Source organism: Mucilaginibacter sp. Mucisp73, from assembly GCF_059491465.1.
Genome location: NZ_CP168507.1, coordinates 4,915,184 through 4,931,568 on the forward strand (window position 1 = coordinate 4,915,184; position 16,385 = coordinate 4,931,568).

A 16,385-nucleotide genomic window follows, 5' to 3' on the forward strand; every position below is an offset into this window, starting at 1 on the left:
TTGAATTCAATGAATTGACAGAATTTTAAAATTCGATAAATTCTTATAATTCGTTTAATTCGAGTTCAGACAAAATCACCGTTCTACTCCGCATCCACCTCAATCCCTATCTGCTTAAGCAGCAATGAGGCGTTAAAAGTTTTGCACTCGCCATGTTTGATCTTGTAATCAAACAACATTTCGCCGTTTACAACCTGGATATCAAAATAAAAGTTACGTACATAATCCGGATATTTATTTTCCAGCTGGGCTATCTGCAAATCGTGGGTGGCTACCATACCCACTGCATTTTTGCGGATGAGCTGCTCGATAACCGCTTTTGAGCCGAGGTATTTATCAACCGAATTGGTACCGCGCAGCATTTCATCTATCAGGAAAAACACCTTAGGCTCATTTTCGACCGCGGCCAGCAGCATCTGCAGACGGTCGAGCTCGGCCTTAAAGGTTGAGGTGCTTTCATTGAGCGAATCTTTAATCCGCATATAACTGATCATGGTGATCACCGATACCTGCATACTTTGGGCGCAAACAGGGGCACCGCTTAAGGCCAGCACGGTATTAATGCCCACGGTACGCAAAAAGGTGCTCTTACCGGCCATGTTTGATCCGGTGATGATGTCAACTTTAAAGGTATTATCCAGTTCGTAATCATTTTCGATGCGTTTGGTGACATCAATAAGCGGGTGGGCAATGGCTTTAGCTGTAAGGGTATAGCCCTGCCTGTCGTCAATAACAGGAAAGCACCAGTCCGGGTAATTTACAGCCAAACCGGCCAGGCTCAATAGTGATTCAAATTCGGCAATGACATCAAAAGCGGCTTCAAGGCTGTCCTGGTTTTGGCGTTTCCAGTTTTCAATGGCGATGATCTGGCGGATATCCCATAAGAAAAACAGGTTGAGCACAAAGCCGATTAACAGGTTAAGATGATAATTAAGCTTATTGATCAACTCCCCCAGTTCTTTTATTTTGGCCGATGTCTTGTCTGTTTTTAGCTGTTGCGCCAGGGTGTTGCTATAACCGGCCTGCCATTGCTGGTCTTCAATGCACTTAAATACGTTTGCATAGTTGGATAAAGTATCACCTATTTTACCGGCAATAAGATCGGCTTTGCTGATGTAGGCTGCTTTTGAAAACACCACCCCCATATTAAACAAGCCAACCACGATGGCCGCAAGCTTCGCCGGCGAATAAAAATAAGCGACAACCAACAACGCCGTAAATAGATAAGGCGCTATTTTGGTATAAGCGGCAAGCCATTTTTCGCCGGGCATATCAAGCGGGATATGCAGATATTTAAACAGGTTTTTAAGCTGGTTTACATCCTGCTTTATGGCGAAAATGAGCCGTGTTTGCAGATCGAGCTTCCAGTTGCTCTTAGCGGCTATTTCTTTAACGGCGTCCTGCCGCTGTAATACGGTTTGCTTGCTTGCCGGGGCATTGAGCCAACCTGCCAGTTTATTATTTCCCGGGGTAGTAGCTGCACGGTTGATGAGCTGGTATAACGATGCATTGCCGTAAATATCCAGGTCGGAAGTGTAAAAGTGTTTGTCGTTAGCATAGCGTGCGCCATCGTTATAGATATTACCATGGGTTTGGATACTGGCTATCTCGTTTTCATTTACCTGCTGCAGATCGTCATAATACTGTTTCTGCTTTTCAAACGCACTTTGTCGCGCTACCAGCCAGGCAAAGGCAAAAACCAGCAATACAAAGGCTATGGCGATAATACTAAAATTATCGAAGTGAATGGCAAAGGCTATAGTTACAGCCACCATGGCAAAAATGCCGAGCCTCAGCAGTGAATAGGTATTGGCAAGCTTTTTATATTTGGCCGCTTCTGCAGCGGCGAGGCTTGCTCTTTGAGTATAATCGTTTATAATTGTTTGTTCCATTTGCAGATAAATTCAACCAAAATAAACACATATATTTTAAATAAACGTTTATTTGTTGCAGATATGAAGATCACGTTCCTTACCGTTGGAAAAACAGAGGATGCCTATTTAAAGGAAGGCATTGATAAATATGTAAAACGGCTAAAACACTATACCAAACTGGAGCTTGCCGAAATCCCCGAGCTTAAGAACACCAAAGCCCTGAGCCCAGAGCAGCAAAAGGCCAAAGAAGCCGAGTTGATTCTCAAGAAAATCACCCCGCTTGATTTTGTGATCCTGATGGATGAAAAAGGCTCCGAATTTACCTCAACCCAGTTTGCAGCTTATATCAATAAAAAAGAAGTTACCACATCTGCCAATTTAATATTCATCATAGGCGGGCCTTATGGCTTTGATACCTCCGTTTACCAGCGGGCTAACGACAAGATCTCTCTTTCGCGCATGACATTTTCGCACCAGATGGTACGCCTGTTTTTTGTGGAGCAACTGTACAGGGCATATACCATTATGAAGGGAGAGCCTTATCATCACGAATAATCCGAACCATGATTTTTAGGATTTAAGGATTGCCCTGATGATTGATCAAATAAACAAATACGGAGCGGGATTATGACCACAACGATGTTACAGCAAATGCTTATTTCAGGAAATCCTAAAATCATGCGAATCAAGGTTTTTACCTACCTTTGCTAAATGTCAGCAGGTCACGATCATTCACACTCACATTCGCACGGGCACCATCATCACGACCATGCCCCTAAGCTTGATCATTTAAATTCGGCTTTTATTTGGGGCATCGTACTTAACTCGGTGTTTGTGGTGGTTGAGGCTATTACAGGTTTTATTACACACTCTTTGTCCCTGTTAACCGACGCAGGTCATAACCTGAGCGATGTGGCCTCGCTCGCATTAGCCTTACTTGCTTTTAAACTCACCAAAGTAAGCGCCAATAGTAAGTATACCTACGGCTATAAGCGGTCGACTATCATCGTATCTTTTTTTAACGCGGTAATATTATTTGCAGCCGTTGGTCTTATTATTTATGAGGCTATTACGCGCTTCATGAACCCCCAAACAGTATCGGGCGGCACCATGGCCTGGGTTGCTTTTATAGGCATTGGCATTAACGCTTTTACAGCGTGGCTGTTTGTTAAAGATAAAGATACCGACCTCAATATTAAAGGCGCTTACCTGCACATGGCTGTTGATGCCATAGTATCCTTTGGTGTGGTGATATCTGGTATTATCATATACTTTACCAAACTATACTGGATTGACAGCGCAGTGAGCCTGATAATAGGTTTTGTGATATTACGCGGCACCTGGAGCCTGCTTACGGCCAGCCTGCGTTTGGAAATGGACGGCGTACCTGCCGAAATGGACCTTGACAAGATCAAAGCCGAACTTAAAAAAGCCAAAGGTGTGGTTGATGTTCACCACATGCACGTTTGGGCGCTCAGCACCACCGAAAACGCGCTTACTGCCCACCTGGTGATCAAGCCTGAAGCCATGACCGATTTTGATAATATCAAGCATGACCTTCGCCACCGTTTGGAACATCTGGATATCAGCCACAGCACTTTTGAACCCGAATTTTCGGAAGAAGGGTGTAAGCAGCCCGAGTGTTTGTAGGCTGCTTCTTCATATTTCATAAAACCCCTCAATTTTCTTATTTTTAAGGTAAACAATTACCTTAACATGAGCAAAGCCCAAACCTTAAAAGTACTATCCGTTATCACCTTTCTTGAAATCGTCGGAATGGTAGTATGGCCAATTATATTGGGCTGGGGCCAGCTTATGAGCTCGGCGGGACTGCTGCTTTCCGTAATATTCGTTTTTCCGCTTATTTACTATGTGGTTTTTATCATATTCCTGTCCCATTATGCGCAAAGAAATGTGCAGGATCAGAACATCGGGCTTGTGATATTTTTAAATGTGCTGCCTGTTATTGTGCTGCTTTATGTTTTGGATGTGTATTGATTGAAACAACTTATAAACGTTTTAAATAATTCTTACTACCTTGAAACCGATTATTTAACCTGTCATGAAATCAACCCGAAGAAAATTCATAACCACAACAGCGGCACTGGCTGCAGGTACAGTTACAGCATCGGCAATATCGCTGAAAGAGCAAAAAGAAGAATGGCCAATAGTTCACCATGTGTTTTTCTGGCTTAAAAATCCGGGATCAACAGAAGACCGTGATAAATTGGTAGCCGGAGTTAAAACCCTTGCCAAAATTGAAACCGTACGCAAACTTCGCGTAGGTATCGTAGCCAGTACCGAAAAACGCGACGTAGTAGATAACTCCTGGGCGGTGTCCGAACTGATGTTTTTCAGCGATCTGGCCGGACAAGCCACTTATCAAACCCACCCTATCCACCTGGAGTTTATTAAAAACTGCAGCCATCTTTGGGAAAAGGTTATTGTTTATGATGCGATGGATGTGTAGGGCTTTCCACCCTTCCAACCTGTTTCGGTAACTCGCATAATTGACCCGTAATTTGCCAGGCATCTCCTTAGCGAGCATAGTGCTGAAATAAATTACTTCAGGATAAGTTGTAGAATCCAGACTTACGAAGTTTTTAAAACTTCGTAAGTCTTTAATTGCTTTCGCCTTTGCATCTTTGCAAGGGGTTTCTAACTCAGGATAAACGTTGGCGCTTAAATGGCAGTTGATTTGCATTCTTAACAAAACCTTAATCAAATTACTTAAAACCAATCATTTATGTTTTAGTTAATTATTACAGTTAACCAAAACATTAAATGAAAATGAAATTTAGACACCTGGCCATTTGCCTTGCTATTTCAGGCTTCACATTACATTTGAGCGCCACCGCTAATGCAAAAAGCGGAGGCGCCTATTACAAACCAGTAACCAACGCTCCTGCCGTTGAAGGGTGGTATTTCAGGGCTGTAAGTGGCTATCCTGCTGCCATTTCCTTTGAACCCGTAGTATTATTCAAAAACGGCGAATATTTTGAAGTAGGAGATGAGCCGATTGAAGCGCTGGATGTAGCAGCCGCCAAAAGCAGTCGCCCAAAAGCCTGGGGGACCTGGAAAAAAACAGGTGCAACCTTTTATCTTACAAATAACGAAGGAAAAACCTATGATTATAAGTTGGGTGAAGGCAATTGGTTCCCGGCCTATCCCTATACAGGCAGTATTAAGCTAAAAAAAGGATATGAAAAAGTAAGCGGCGGCGATTATGGCAACGGCACAAATGCCCTGGTAATCAAAAAGATCAATTTTATTGATGATACTCATTTTACTGAAGGATCAAACGGCGGAATCATGACACCTGCTGCCAGCGCCTGGAAAAAAACCGGAGGCAAAGGCGGCACCTACAAAATTTACGGCAACACCATCGAACTGAATTATGGCAGCAAGGTGATCAAAAAATCATTTGCCTTAGGTGCTTCGGGTTCACCTGCACACGCAACAAATACAATGATCTTTATTGGGGGCGATGCTTATACTGATACCGAGTAATGCTCTTAAATACCCGTATGTTCTTATAATATCATAAAGAAGATGTCATTTCGACGAACCGGCCGGGGAACAAACGGGATGGGTGAGGAGAAATCTTCTACGACGTAAAATCAACGTTTTACAGGGCGTATAAGATTTCTCAGCCTTGCCTTCACAATTTCCATCCTTCCAGGCTTCGAAATGACATCATTTAAAGCACGCAGGGCGATGGGAATCGCTATAACTAAAAAAAGCCGATTATTCGGCTTTTTTTGTGGCTTTTTTTGCTTTTGCTTTTGGAGCTGCCGGTTCGGCTTCCGGTTCAGCAGTTACTGCTTCGGCAACCGGCTCTTCTGCAACCGGGGCAGGCGCCTGGGTTGGATCAGCCTCTTCAAAAATTGGAAGCGGTTTTAATATCTGGAACCAGGCTATTACCTTTTTGATATCTGATGAGTAAACTTTTTCCTCATCATGATCAGGCGCTACTTCATAAAAGAAGGTACGTAATGCTTTGCCGTCGGCTTTAACATCAGGTATGTTTGATGCTGATTTCATGCGCTCAAGCACATCAGTTAACCTGATATCATCCTCAACGCCAAAAATGGTGATCTCGCTTAAAGCCGCTAATTTAGCTGTAGAAAGGTTAGCTATCAGCTTTGTTTTTTGTGCATCTAAACTTTCCAGCACATAGCCGGTTTTATTTTGTGCCAAAGCTTTCCATAAACCCGGTTTTCCTGATACCGATACAATTCCCTGTAAATTCATATATTTTTTGTTGGGGTTGATTGGATGAGTAGTTTATTATGTTTAACCAATAAACTACTCACCTCATCAACTACTCACTTAATCTTCAATAACTTCGATTCCTAAAATTTTATCTCCCTGGCGAATAGCGTCAACAACGTCAACATTTTCAATCACCTTACCAAAAACGGTATGGTTACGGTCAAGGTGGGCAGTATTTGTGCGATTGTGGCAGATGAAAAACTGTGAACCACCAGTGTTGCGGCCTGCATGTGCCATTGAAAGCACACCACGGTCATGGTATTGGTTGTTGCCGGTAAGCTCGCAATCAATTTTGTAGCCTGGGCCACCAGCACCGGTACCGGTTGGATCGCCGCCCTGAATCATAAAATTAGGGATAACACGGTGAAAGGTCACGTTATCATAAAAGTTTGATTTTGCTAATTTTTTAAAGTTAGCAACGGTATTAGGGGCATCCTGATCGTAAAACTCTACGGTCATGTCGCCTTTTTCGGTTTTGATTATTGCTTTGCTCATGTTTTTGTTTTTTAGAAAACAGTTGGCAAAGGTAATAAAATTGAGGATTAAAGAAAAAGGTTAAAGGCGAAAGGTAAAAAGCGAAAGGTTTGCAATATTTATTGGTTACCAGGGTGTAAAAGTCATGGTAAGTACTTTTTCTTTTGGCGAATAACTAATCTCGCCTTTGCTTTTTGAATCAAACATTTTAATTTCCGAAAGCGGCTTTTTATAATCTTTACCCAATTCGGCCAATTGGGCAAAAAACCAGTCGAGTCCTTCCTGATCACCTAAAGTATTAGCAAACCAGGCCAGTTTTTGCAGTTCGGCAAGGTTCACTTTTTCGTCGGCAGTAAAAACGTAAGTCCACTTAACTATTGCCAGCTCATCGGGCTTGCCAATTAGTTGGGCCCGGCTTCCATTGGCATCTGTCGCGACAAAATTTGGCAGCAGGCTGATATCTGTGTCCTGCTTAAAAACAAGACTGCTGTCGGCTTCTGTAAGCTTTTTAATCAACGCATCACGATTGAGGCGCATACCCGAACTTCCGTTCTGCGCGTGCGCGGCCAAACAGGATATTAATAAAACACCGACAAGGAAAATATTTCTGACAATAACAGATAAACTCATTTAAGGCCCAGATTTAACAACGCCATAAAACTAAAACAACATGCATAAAGCCAGAAGCCCTTATGTGTTAAAAATGGTTAAAATACATTAGCCCTTTATTCGTTACATTTGATAACCCGGCAGTAAACAAATTAACAAGGATCGTGAATAATTCATCAGGCAATAACTTTTCACCTCTTACATTTCGTCTTTTACTTATAAAGCTAAAGTTCCTTTTACCTTTCGCCTTTTACCTTTTACCTTTTACGTCGAGGGCTGCATCTATCTTAATCCCTATGGATGATGAGCAAAAGGACCATCTGAAATCGTACGGGATAGCTTTCTGGGTGCTCAAAAACGGCGAAGAAGTCGACTGGCTGCTCAACTATCGTGGTGGCAGTTTCATGATGAAGTACGGGCAAAAAGTTGAGGAAGAGTGCAAGATCCGCGGGGTAAGCTACGAAGTTATTGCCGATGCCAAAGCAAACGAAATTATTACCGAAGTAAGCGATCCATCGGTAAATATGGACCTGATTAAACTGGAGAAAGCCCCCCGCATGGCGGTTTACTCCCCCAAAAACAAGCTGCCCTGGGATGATGCAGTTACCTTGGTTTTAAAATATGCCGAAATTCCGTACGACGTAGTTTACGACGAAGAGGTGATCCACGGCGAACTGCCTAAGTATGATTGGCTGCACCTGCACCACGAGGATTTTACAGGGCAATACAGCAAGTTTTATGGCGCCTTCCGTTACGCGCAATGGTATACCGATGATATCAAAATCCAGGAGACCATGGCCCATAAACTGGGCTTTAGCAAGGTATCAAAAATGAAGCTGGCCGTAGCCCAAAACATCCGAGATTTTTGCGCAGGCGGCGGCTTCCTGTTTGCTATGTGCTCAGGTACCGACACTTTTGATATCGCACTATCGGCTGCTAATACAGATATCTGCGAACGTATGTTCGATGGTGATGCTGCCGACCAGGACGCGCAGTCCAAGCTCGACTTTAGTCAGACTTTCGCCTTTCAGAATTTTACGCTGGATATGAACCCCATTTCGCATTCCTTCAGCAATATCGACGTTACCACCACCCGCCAGCTTGATCGTACCCGGGATTTCTTTACGTTGTTTGATTTTTCGGCCAAATGGGATGTTGTGCCGAGCATGCTTACGCAGGATCATGACAAAGTAATAAAAGGCTTTATGGGCCTTACCACGGCCTACAACAAAAGTATGCTCAAACCGGGCGTTACCATCATGGGCGAAATGAAAACCGCCAATGAAGCCCGTTACATTCACGGCGAATACGGCAAAGGACAATGGACCTTTTACGGCGGTCACGACCCTGAAGATTACCAGCATGCTGTAAATGATCCGCCGACAGATTTGAAACTTCATCCCAACTCCCCCGGCTACAGGCTGATATTAAACAATGTGCTTTTCCCGGCGGCGAAAAAGAAAAAACAGAAGACCTGATTTTAGCTTAAGGCAAAACATATAAGCCGAAAGCTATAATATTCGCGCTCGTTTGTAACGCAACGGTTTATACGATCGCCAGGCTGGCTATATTTACAATAACTAAAACATGTTAAAACACGTTTTAAATCTCTTTACTTTAATATTTATCTCACTTTCAGCAGTCAGACAGGTACAATATACCCTGAAAGTTAACCTTCGAAGCGGAAATGGCGGTTCGTTGGAGCTAAGAAAACTCCGTCAGGAATTGCTGAATGAAAGAAATTCGTCAGGGGCGAAGCTTATCAATTCCAGGTGTAAATTTGATGGTAAAATTGATAATCCGATTGAGGTGTTTTTAATCTTTACTGCTAAAGATGGTACCCGGCTCTATTCTCCTTTCTTTTATATTGATGCAGGCGCGCAAGAGATCACATTAGACAGCGCCACATTTGAGCACGGTGTTCCCATTTTTAAAGGATCGCCAACCAATAACCTAAACCAGCATTACCTTAAGGCATTTCGGGCGTCCGAAAGGAAGTTGCGACCACTAACCGACAGTCTTGACCGCATCAGTGTCGGCCCCTCCGATAATAAAGATGCGGAGTTGAAAGAAAAGAAGGAAAAGTTAAAACAATCGATAAATGATAACCGTGATGATTTTACCGACTCCTTTATCAATGCCCATAAAAATGAATATTTGTCATTGTGGATAATTGATAGCTGCCTGAGGGAACGCTTTTCCCCAAAATTGGAACGTGCATTTGATCGTTTATCTCCTGAAATCAAACAAAGTAAGCTTGGCCTGGCTGTTAAAAAAACCTTTCTTGATGTACAGGCAGTTTTACCCGGAGGTTATTTGCCTGAACTTTCTCTGAAGGACACCACAGGCAGAGAAAATAAAGAAATATTTAAACGTGATAACAAGTATTTCTTTATCGAATTTTGGTTCAGTCATTGTGCCCCCTGCTTGGCACGCCTACCTGCGTTGAAAGAGATCTATAGCAAGCGAGATGAATTGAATGTCGAGTTTGTTGGGATATCCGTTCGGGAAACAAATGTACAGAGCTGGAAAGATGCGATAGACCGGTATAAAATCCCGTGGCCTCAGCGTTTTGACTATAGTGGATTGTTTTTAAATGTTTACAAGATCCATTTTTTTCCTTCAAATCTGATTATTGACCCCACAGGTAAAATTGTCGCGCGCGACCTGGAACCCTCAGAAGTTATGAGCTTTCTGGCACACACCAGGCGCCCTTGAGAATTTAGTACAAGCTATTGCACAATGTCGAAATGAAACTCCTGTACCAATGGCGGGTTTTCGGGTGTAAGTGTAAAACTCACTTTGATATTTCCAGTTTCACATTTTATAATAAAATAACCGCGCAACTGGTTCTCTGCAACAATATCACCGGCACTTATTATTCTGCCTGTTTTTGCAAAAGCTTCCGTTGCGGCTGCTTGAAGTTTATCGGGGAAATAATCCATAAAAAAGTTATCAGCAAAAATGCCGCTTTCTTTAGCCTTGCTCCAATCAGCGATAACTTTAAGCAGATCATTTTTGCGTTCCTCCAATATGGCAGATGCCGGCAATTGCCGCGGTTTTATACCCGAAAGGGCCAACAGTGTATCCAGGGCCTGGGTATTAGGATAACCGGCGCGGGCGTAAGTAAGGTTAGCAAATGAAACAACGCCAATACCATACTCCGGCAAAATATTCCATTGGTTCCCAAAACCGGGCAAACCCCCTGTATGACCAATGTATACGCGGTTATCACAATCCTTTGCCCAACGTAAACCGTAGGCATAGGCACTGACATTGGGGCATGGTTTGCCCGTGGTTGTTTTGGCATTTACAGTTAAATAATTTACATCCCAGGGGTACTGCATTTCCCGGATAGAACTACGTTTTACAGGCAAGGCTTCGGCATCATCGCGCGGGGGCCAGGCATCCATGTGTACAGCTATGTATTTGCTAAAATCCTCAATAGTGGTGATCAGGCCACCCATCGCACCGTAAGCCCCGTCATGCAGCAGAGGCTGTTCAATCCATTTACCATCAAGCCAGCGATAGCCATGCGCCAGTTTATCTTTGGGCACTTTGGTATATTCCCAATAGGTATGTATCATACCTAACGGTTTAAGGATATTTTCTGTGATGTATTGCTCGTAAGTTTTGCCCGATACTTTTTTGATGATATATCCCAGCGTAGCAAAACCAAGGTTGCTGTACTCATAGCCCTGACCAGGATTATTGGAAAACGAAATGCCTTTTTTGTATAGCGCCAGGAGTTCTTCATCGCTAACTGCAAGTTGCCTGTCGCCCCATGGGTTATCTTCCGGGTAACCGGCTGTATGCGTAAGCAGGTGCCTTACGGTTACAGGGATGGCGTCTTTGGTTAAATATTTCAGCCCTTTCATCTCCGGGATGTACAGGTAAGCCGGATCATCCAGTTTAAGCCTGCCCTCATCCCTGAGTTTTAGGATAGCCATAGCGGTAAGGCTTTTGGTCATGGAGGCGATCCGAAAATCCGACGATGAATCGGCCTTGATCTTAGCATCAATATCGGTATACCCTAAACCACCGCTGTGCACCAATTTACCATCAACCACAATGCCATACACCAATCCCGGCCAGTGATTATCTTCAGCATATTTTTTATAAAGCTGATCGATTACCGGGAAAGTAGCCCGGATTTTTTTTAACCTGTCGGGATCAGTAAACGTTGCGGGCTTGTAGGGTTGGGCAGTGGAGGTGTAACTTACCGTAGCCAACAAGAGGGCAAAAGCGGATTTAAGCAGATTTTTGACCATATACATAGATACGGAAAAAGTACTCCAAATTATTTTTAAAACTAAAAAATCCCGGCCAAATCATGACCGGGATCTTCAATATTAAAAAGCTTTTCGCTTTCGGCTTTACGCCTTAAGCTTTACGCTAACTTAGCCAGTTCTTCAGCCATGGCAGCGCCAATTTCAGCAGGCGATTCAACCACGCGGATCCCGCACTCGGCCATGATCTTCATTTTAGCAGCAGCAGTATCGTCAGCACCGCCAACAATAGCACCTGCGTGGCCCATACGGCGGCCCGGAGGCGCTGTTTGGCCAGCAATGAAACCAACAACCGGTTTAGTACCGTTCGCTTTGATCCAGCGGGCAGCATCGGCTTCCATATTTCCGCCAATTTCACCAATCATGATGATACCATGAGTTTCCGGATCGTTCATTAATAATTCAACAGCTTCTTTGGTTGGTGTACCAATGATCGGGTCGCCACCAATACCGATAGCTGTAGTGATACCCAAACCGGCTTTAACCACCTGGTCAACCGCTTCATAAGTTAAAGTACCTGATTTTGAAACCACGCCAACGTTACCTTTTTTGAAAATAAAGCCAGGCATGATACCAATTTTGCTCTCATCAGCAGTAATGATGCCCGGACAGTTAGGACCAATCAGGCGCGCGTCCTTATCGGTAAGATATTCTTTTACCGCGATCATATCCTTTGTAGGGATACCTTCAGTGATACAAACAATAACCTTAATGCCGGCTTCAGCAGCTTCCATAATGGCATCTGCACCAAAAGCAGGAGGCACAAAAATGATGGATACATCGGCACCGGTTGCAACTACAGCATCTTTTACCGTGTTAAAAACCGGCCTGTCTAAATGGGTTTGACCACCTTTACCTGGAGTAACACCACCAACTAACTGAGTGCCATAAGCAATCATTTGCTCGGCATGGTATGAACCTTCTTTACCGGTGAAACCTTGTACAATAACTTTTGAATCTTTATTTACGAGTACACTCATTGGTTTTTTCGTTTTAGTACGGCAAAGCTAAAGTTTTTGCCCGAATGTCAAACCCTATTGTAATCTAAATTTATATGTTAACATAAAAGTGACTTTTAAGGGGATTGGATGTGGTTATAGGGTGTTTATGTGTTTTAAATTTTTTATGATTATAAAGTTCCCGTTGAATAAAACTGTCAACTGAAAACTATCTACTGCCAACTAAATTAGGGCGTTGCCTGCGGCCCAGGCTATTTGTCTGAACTCGAATTAAACGAATTTTAGCAATTTATTGAATTTGCTTTTCATTCTGGTAGATTCGGGTTCAGACAAAAAATCCCGGAAATCATTACACTGCCATCCATAACGTGACCAATTACTAATTGAATGCAATTGCAAATTCAACCGCTGTAATTAAAACGAACACCAAAAACGTAGCAAGAAATATAATCCCGGCTTTTTTAAGTTTCGCTTTATCTCCCGAAATACCCGGAATGAAATTGATCACGGTAAAAGTTAAACCCGTTAACAATACCAGTGCTTTGAAAATTGTTAAAAATATATACATTTCTGATTTATTCATCAACTCCCCCTTTAGGGAGCCGGGGGGCAAACTCCCCCTCACTTTTCGCAATCACAATAGTAGCCACCCCATTCCCTATCACATTGGTAATAGCCCGCGCTTCCGACATAAACCTGTCAACCCCTATCAAAATCGCCAGACCTTCTACCGGGATTATTTTAATGGCTGTAAGCGTACTGGTGAGCACAATAAAACCACTGCCGGTTACGCCCGCCGCACCTTTGGAGGTGATCATCAGGATGCCGATTATGGTTAGCTCCTGCCCCAGCGAAAGCGGGATATTAAACACCTGCGCCAAAAATATCACGCACATGGAAAGGTAAATCGTAGTGCCATCCAAATTAAAAGAATACCCCGTGGGGATCACCAGACCCACCACCGATTTGGAACAGCCAAACTTTTCCATCTTTTCCATCATGGCCGGTAATGCCGATTCGGATGAGGATGTACCAAGCACGATCAGGATCTCCTGCCTGATGTATTTCAGATATTCCCAAAGACTGAATTTAAACAACCTGCAAATGATATTCAATACCACAAATATGAACAGGAACATGGTCAGATAAACCGAGCCCATCAACAAAGCCAGCGGTTTAAGGGTTTGAATACCATATTTGCTCACCGTAAAAGCCATACCCGCAAAAGCCCCTATCGGCGCCACCTTCATCACTATTTTCATGATATTAAAAAACACTTTCGAAAGCTTATCAAATAGCTGAATAACCGCTTCGCCACTTTTACCCATCCTGCTTAACCCAAAACCAAACAGTATCGCAAAAAACAGGATCTGCAAAATATCGCCTTCAACAAAAGCTTTGAAGATGTTTGAAGGTACTATGTGGGCCAGGAAGTCGCCCCAGTGCATTTCGGCGGCGGCTTTTTCGTATACGGCTAATTTGCCGGTATCCATTTTTGCAGCATGGTTTTCAAAACCGGCACCGGGTTTAATAATATTGGCTACGGTAACGCCGATGACAAGCGCGAACGTGGTTACGATCTCGAAATATAACAAAGCTTTACCGCCTACCCTGCCCACTTTTTTCATATCGCTCATGCCGGCAATGCCCAGCACAATGGTTAAAAAGATGATAGGCGCAATCAGCATGGTGATGAGACTGATGAACTTCTTGCTAATCAGTTCGGCAGTTGGGGCAAAGCCTTTAACGTATAAGCCGGCCACTACCCCAAGGGCAATGGCAATAAGTACCTGAAAAGTTAGGTTTGATAAGAGGCGTTTCATGATTGATCCCTGGCGCCCTAAAGGGGGAGCAACAGGATGGGACGGCAATATAATAAGTTATTGTTTCAGGCACAAAAAAGCCCCGTACCGGAAACCGGCACAGGGCATAATTGATTGATTGAAAGATCGTGATTATGCAGGCGTTGATTTACCGGTTAGTAAATCAATTAAGAAAATTTTATTAAGGAAAGTCAGCTTTGCCTTGTGGTTGCCCAGGAAAACGATAGTGCCGCTGTAATCCCAGCCCCCGCCGTTTGTTTTGCCTTCCGAACGGAAAGTAGCTGTGCCGCTGGTGATATCAAACTTATCGTTGCCATGTACATACAGGTTAGTAAACACATAGGTATTATGCACCCTGCTAAACGTTTTGTATTTAGTGTATTCGTTATCAACATAGGCTTTCATCGGACCATCAAGCGAGAAGTTTGAGTTATTGGTGTTAAGGCCCCTAACCTTATATTTCTGCACAATATTGTAAACGAATGAATAACCCGGGCCACTGCCTACCGTGTTTAATGAATCAACCGAATCGTAACCAACAGTTTTGTTGCCGTCACAAATAAAATAATATTTGGTACCGCCTGTTTTGGTTGCTTTTAAGGTATCACCTTGATTAAATACTCGGTTCAGGCTGGTATCAATATAAAAACCGCAACTATATGTACTCTGTACTTTAAGCTTTGATGAGGCATTGGTTGAGGGGGTAACACCGTCGTTAAGGCTGGCCCCTCCAAATGAACCGGCCAATGATTTTGCCAGGTTATCTGCAATTGCCGAACTGGCTACATTATCGCTTGCTTTTACAGTTGATGGATCGGATTTTACATTAATTCCTGTTTTTGTACAGGCCGAATAAAGAATAGCCACACCTGTTAATAAAGGTAATACACTGCGTAGATTTAGTTTCATAAACGTATAAGATAAAGTTTAGATCTCTTTGCCTCAATTGGCAATAAGCATACCACCAGGTAAAAAATTCGCAAAAAAACGGCCGGGATATGTGTTTTTAGGCTCATTTTCCTTTTTTATAAAACAGTTAAAGATTTATACTGCTGATAGCAACGGAACACAAAACACACCCACTACCTGCTTTCCCCGCTTCGGGGAAAAATACGTGGAAAATATTCCCCGTTTTTTTATCAAATACACAGGTGATAAAAAGCATGCCGTTTTGAAAAACCATAGCATACAAAAAGCCCTGCCTCCGGTTAGGGAGCAGGGCTCTACATATATTTAAAAACGAATTTAATTAACTTCGCCTGTCATCAGATCGGCAGTATAAACAGTACCGTCGATAGTGATCTTTGCTTTGTGACCACCCAAAAACGTTATCGTCCCTTTATAGTTCCAGACATTTTTTCCGATACTTCCTTTACTCGAAAAGGCAGCACTTCCGCTTAAAATAAAATCGGGGTCTTTTGTTGGATCAACAACAATTGATTTAAAATTGTAGTTAAACGTGCCTTCAACATTTGGCTGGTCTGTTGTAGGTTTGGTGTAGTTAACCCTGGCATAATAATTCACAGGGCCATCAAAAGAGTATTGCGCGTGTTCAACACCCGGATTAAGGCTTCTGAGTATCAGGTTTTCACCCATTTTTAAAACCATTGTAAAACCGCTGCCTGCCATAGTCATATTTAAACTATCATTAGCGGTAACCCCTGAAGGTACTCCATTGGTACAGGTAAGCTCATATTTAACCTTAGCCCAGATATCTATTTTTGAGGTATCGCTTTGATCTAAATTAAATGCTATCGTAGTATCCATTTTGGCGCCGCACTGTGGCTGAGGGTCAACAGATTGTACTTTGATCTTACCTTTTTTGTTCAGGGATAGATCGGTTGGCATACTTAAACCGCTCTTAAAATCAAACCCGCCGTTTTCGGGGTTAAAAATACCAACAAGGCTTTGCGCAATTTGCACACTCGCTTCTTTCTTACTTACTGTACTTTGATTGTTAGGCGCCATGTTAAGCTTATGGCACGAAGTGTAAATGGCAGTAATACCGGCAAGCAGCAATACTATAATTTTGTACTTGTGTTTCATGTTTAGGATTTTAATTCCGCGCAAAGTTAACTTATT

The 16,385-nt window shown here is 43.0% G+C and carries 17 protein-coding genes; 7 read left to right on the forward strand and 10 right to left on the reverse strand.

The window, feature by feature from the left end:
* Window positions 1-83: 83 nt before the first annotated feature.
* A complete protein-coding gene (locus ACEN82_RS20185; RefSeq protein ID WP_413320773.1) occupies window positions 84-1,892 on the reverse strand; it encodes a MutS-related protein in 1,809 nt (602 codons plus the stop codon).
* A gap of 63 nt (window positions 1,893-1,955) precedes the next feature.
* On the opposite strand from ACEN82_RS20185, the gene rlmH reads away from it, so the two are divergent.
* From rlmH to ACEN82_RS20210, 5 genes are all read left to right on the forward strand, one after another.
* Window positions 1,956-2,429, forward strand: coding sequence for a 23S rRNA (pseudouridine(1915)-N(3))-methyltransferase RlmH (rlmH, locus tag ACEN82_RS20190; protein ID WP_129568404.1), 474 nt, complete (start codon window positions 1,956-1,958; stop codon window positions 2,427-2,429).
* 156 nt (window positions 2,430-2,585) lie between these two features.
* A complete protein-coding gene (locus ACEN82_RS20195; RefSeq protein ID WP_413320775.1) occupies window positions 2,586-3,524 on the forward strand; it encodes a cation diffusion facilitator family transporter in 939 nt (312 codons plus the stop codon).
* Window positions 3,525-3,590: 66 nt separating this feature from the next.
* Window positions 3,591-3,872, forward strand: a complete 282-nt coding sequence (locus ACEN82_RS20200) for a hypothetical protein (protein WP_413320777.1) — start codon at window positions 3,591-3,593, stop codon at window positions 3,870-3,872.
* Between the two features lie 64 nt (window positions 3,873-3,936).
* Window positions 3,937-4,344, forward strand: a complete 408-nt coding sequence (locus ACEN82_RS20205; RefSeq protein ID WP_091172094.1) for a Dabb family protein — start codon at window positions 3,937-3,939, stop codon at window positions 4,342-4,344.
* Window positions 4,345-4,664: 320 nt separating this feature from the next.
* Window positions 4,665-5,384, forward strand: a complete 720-nt coding sequence (locus ACEN82_RS20210; protein WP_413320779.1) for a hypothetical protein — start codon at window positions 4,665-4,667, stop codon at window positions 5,382-5,384.
* Between the two features lie 237 nt (window positions 5,385-5,621).
* Here ACEN82_RS20210 and ACEN82_RS20215 read toward each other — a convergent pair whose 3' ends face one another.
* The 3 genes from ACEN82_RS20215 to ACEN82_RS20225 all read right to left on the reverse strand — a co-directional run bounded on the left by ACEN82_RS20215 (window position 5,622) and on the right by ACEN82_RS20225 (window position 7,253).
* On the reverse strand, window positions 5,622-6,128 hold the full coding sequence (locus tag ACEN82_RS20215) for a DUF5606 family protein (protein WP_176622247.1): 507 nt from the start codon (window positions 6,126-6,128) through the stop codon (window positions 5,622-5,624).
* Window positions 6,129-6,206: 78 nt separating this feature from the next.
* Entirely contained in the window at window positions 6,207-6,644 is a 438-nt protein-coding gene (locus tag ACEN82_RS20220; RefSeq protein WP_413320781.1) for a peptidylprolyl isomerase, read from the reverse strand.
* 105 nt (window positions 6,645-6,749) lie between these two features.
* Window positions 6,750-7,253, reverse strand: coding sequence for a hypothetical protein (locus ACEN82_RS20225; protein ID WP_413320783.1), 504 nt, complete (start codon window positions 7,251-7,253; stop codon window positions 6,750-6,752).
* Window positions 7,254-7,528: 275 nt separating this feature from the next.
* On the opposite strand from ACEN82_RS20225, the gene ACEN82_RS20230 reads away from it, so the two are divergent.
* Window positions 7,529-8,710, forward strand: a complete 1,182-nt coding sequence (locus tag ACEN82_RS20230; RefSeq protein WP_413320785.1) for an asparagine synthetase B — start codon at window positions 7,529-7,531, stop codon at window positions 8,708-8,710.
* Window positions 8,711-8,819: 109 nt separating this feature from the next.
* Complete coding sequence (locus ACEN82_RS20235) at window positions 8,820-9,950, forward strand: redoxin domain-containing protein (RefSeq protein WP_413320787.1); 1,131 nt, start codon at window positions 8,820-8,822, stop codon at window positions 9,948-9,950.
* A gap of 14 nt (window positions 9,951-9,964) precedes the next feature.
* Here the strand turns inward: ACEN82_RS20235 and ACEN82_RS20240 are convergent, their stop codons facing one another.
* The 6 genes from ACEN82_RS20240 to ACEN82_RS20265 form a co-directional block, all read right to left on the reverse strand.
* The gene (locus ACEN82_RS20240) at window positions 9,965-11,503 is read right to left on the reverse strand and encodes a serine hydrolase domain-containing protein (protein ID WP_413320789.1); all 1,539 of its coding nucleotides are present in this window, start codon (window positions 11,501-11,503) and stop codon (window positions 9,965-9,967) included.
* A 119-nt stretch (window positions 11,504-11,622) separates the two neighbouring features.
* Window positions 11,623-12,501, reverse strand: coding sequence for a succinate--CoA ligase subunit alpha (gene sucD / locus ACEN82_RS20245; RefSeq protein ID WP_090534235.1), 879 nt, complete (start codon window positions 12,499-12,501; stop codon window positions 11,623-11,625).
* 358 nt (window positions 12,502-12,859) lie between these two features.
* Window positions 12,860-13,063, reverse strand: coding sequence for a hypothetical protein (locus ACEN82_RS20250; protein WP_413320791.1), 204 nt, complete (start codon window positions 13,061-13,063; stop codon window positions 12,860-12,862).
* Window positions 13,056-14,303 (reverse strand): C4-dicarboxylate transporter DctA, encoded by a 1,248-nt coding sequence (gene dctA / locus ACEN82_RS20255; RefSeq protein WP_413320793.1) that lies wholly within the window; start codon window positions 14,301-14,303, stop codon window positions 13,056-13,058. The genes ACEN82_RS20250 and dctA overlap by 8 nt, the downstream gene beginning before the upstream one ends.
* A 132-nt stretch (window positions 14,304-14,435) precedes the next feature.
* Window positions 14,436-15,212, reverse strand: coding sequence for a hypothetical protein (locus ACEN82_RS20260; RefSeq protein ID WP_188834762.1), 777 nt, complete (start codon window positions 15,210-15,212; stop codon window positions 14,436-14,438).
* Between the two features lie 336 nt (window positions 15,213-15,548).
* Entirely contained in the window at window positions 15,549-16,349 is an 801-nt protein-coding gene (locus ACEN82_RS20265; protein WP_176622239.1) for a hypothetical protein, read from the reverse strand.
* Window positions 16,350-16,385: the final 36 nt, after the last annotated feature.

Excerpts from the sequence above, each read along its gene's own strand:
- ACEN82_RS20185 (WP_413320773.1), bottom strand. The coding sequence starts at position 1,892 with ATGGAACAAACAATTATAAACGATTATACTCAAAGAGCAAGCCTCGCC.
- rlmH (WP_129568404.1), top strand. The coding sequence starts at position 1,956 with ATGAAGATCACGTTCCTTACCGTTGGAAAAACAGAGGATGCCTATTTA.
- ACEN82_RS20195 (WP_413320775.1), top strand. The coding sequence starts at position 2,586 with ATGTCAGCAGGTCACGATCATTCACACTCACATTCGCACGGGCACCAT.
- ACEN82_RS20200 (WP_413320777.1), top strand. The coding sequence starts at position 3,591 with ATGAGCAAAGCCCAAACCTTAAAAGTACTATCCGTTATCACCTTTCTT.
- ACEN82_RS20205 (WP_091172094.1), top strand. The coding sequence starts at position 3,937 with ATGAAATCAACCCGAAGAAAATTCATAACCACAACAGCGGCACTGGCT.
- ACEN82_RS20210 (WP_413320779.1), top strand. The coding sequence starts at position 4,665 with ATGAAATTTAGACACCTGGCCATTTGCCTTGCTATTTCAGGCTTCACA.
- ACEN82_RS20215 (WP_176622247.1), bottom strand. The coding sequence starts at position 6,128 with ATGAATTTACAGGGAATTGTATCGGTATCAGGAAAACCGGGTTTATGG.
- ACEN82_RS20220 (WP_413320781.1), bottom strand. The coding sequence starts at position 6,644 with ATGAGCAAAGCAATAATCAAAACCGAAAAAGGCGACATGACCGTAGAG.
- ACEN82_RS20225 (WP_413320783.1), bottom strand. The coding sequence starts at position 7,253 with ATGAGTTTATCTGTTATTGTCAGAAATATTTTCCTTGTCGGTGTTTTA.
- ACEN82_RS20230 (WP_413320785.1), top strand. The coding sequence starts at position 7,529 with ATGGATGATGAGCAAAAGGACCATCTGAAATCGTACGGGATAGCTTTC.
- ACEN82_RS20235 (WP_413320787.1), top strand. The coding sequence starts at position 8,820 with ATGTTAAAACACGTTTTAAATCTCTTTACTTTAATATTTATCTCACTT.
- ACEN82_RS20240 (WP_413320789.1), bottom strand. The coding sequence starts at position 11,503 with ATGGTCAAAAATCTGCTTAAATCCGCTTTTGCCCTCTTGTTGGCTACG.
- sucD (WP_090534235.1), bottom strand. The coding sequence starts at position 12,501 with ATGAGTGTACTCGTAAATAAAGATTCAAAAGTTATTGTACAAGGTTTC.
- ACEN82_RS20250 (WP_413320791.1), bottom strand. The coding sequence starts at position 13,063 with ATGAATAAATCAGAAATGTATATATTTTTAACAATTTTCAAAGCACTG.
- dctA (WP_413320793.1), bottom strand. The coding sequence starts at position 14,303 with ATGAAACGCCTCTTATCAAACCTAACTTTTCAGGTACTTATTGCCATT.
- ACEN82_RS20260 (WP_188834762.1), bottom strand. The coding sequence starts at position 15,212 with ATGAAACTAAATCTACGCAGTGTATTACCTTTATTAACAGGTGTGGCT.
- ACEN82_RS20265 (WP_176622239.1), bottom strand. The coding sequence starts at position 16,349 with ATGAAACACAAGTACAAAATTATAGTATTGCTGCTTGCCGGTATTACT.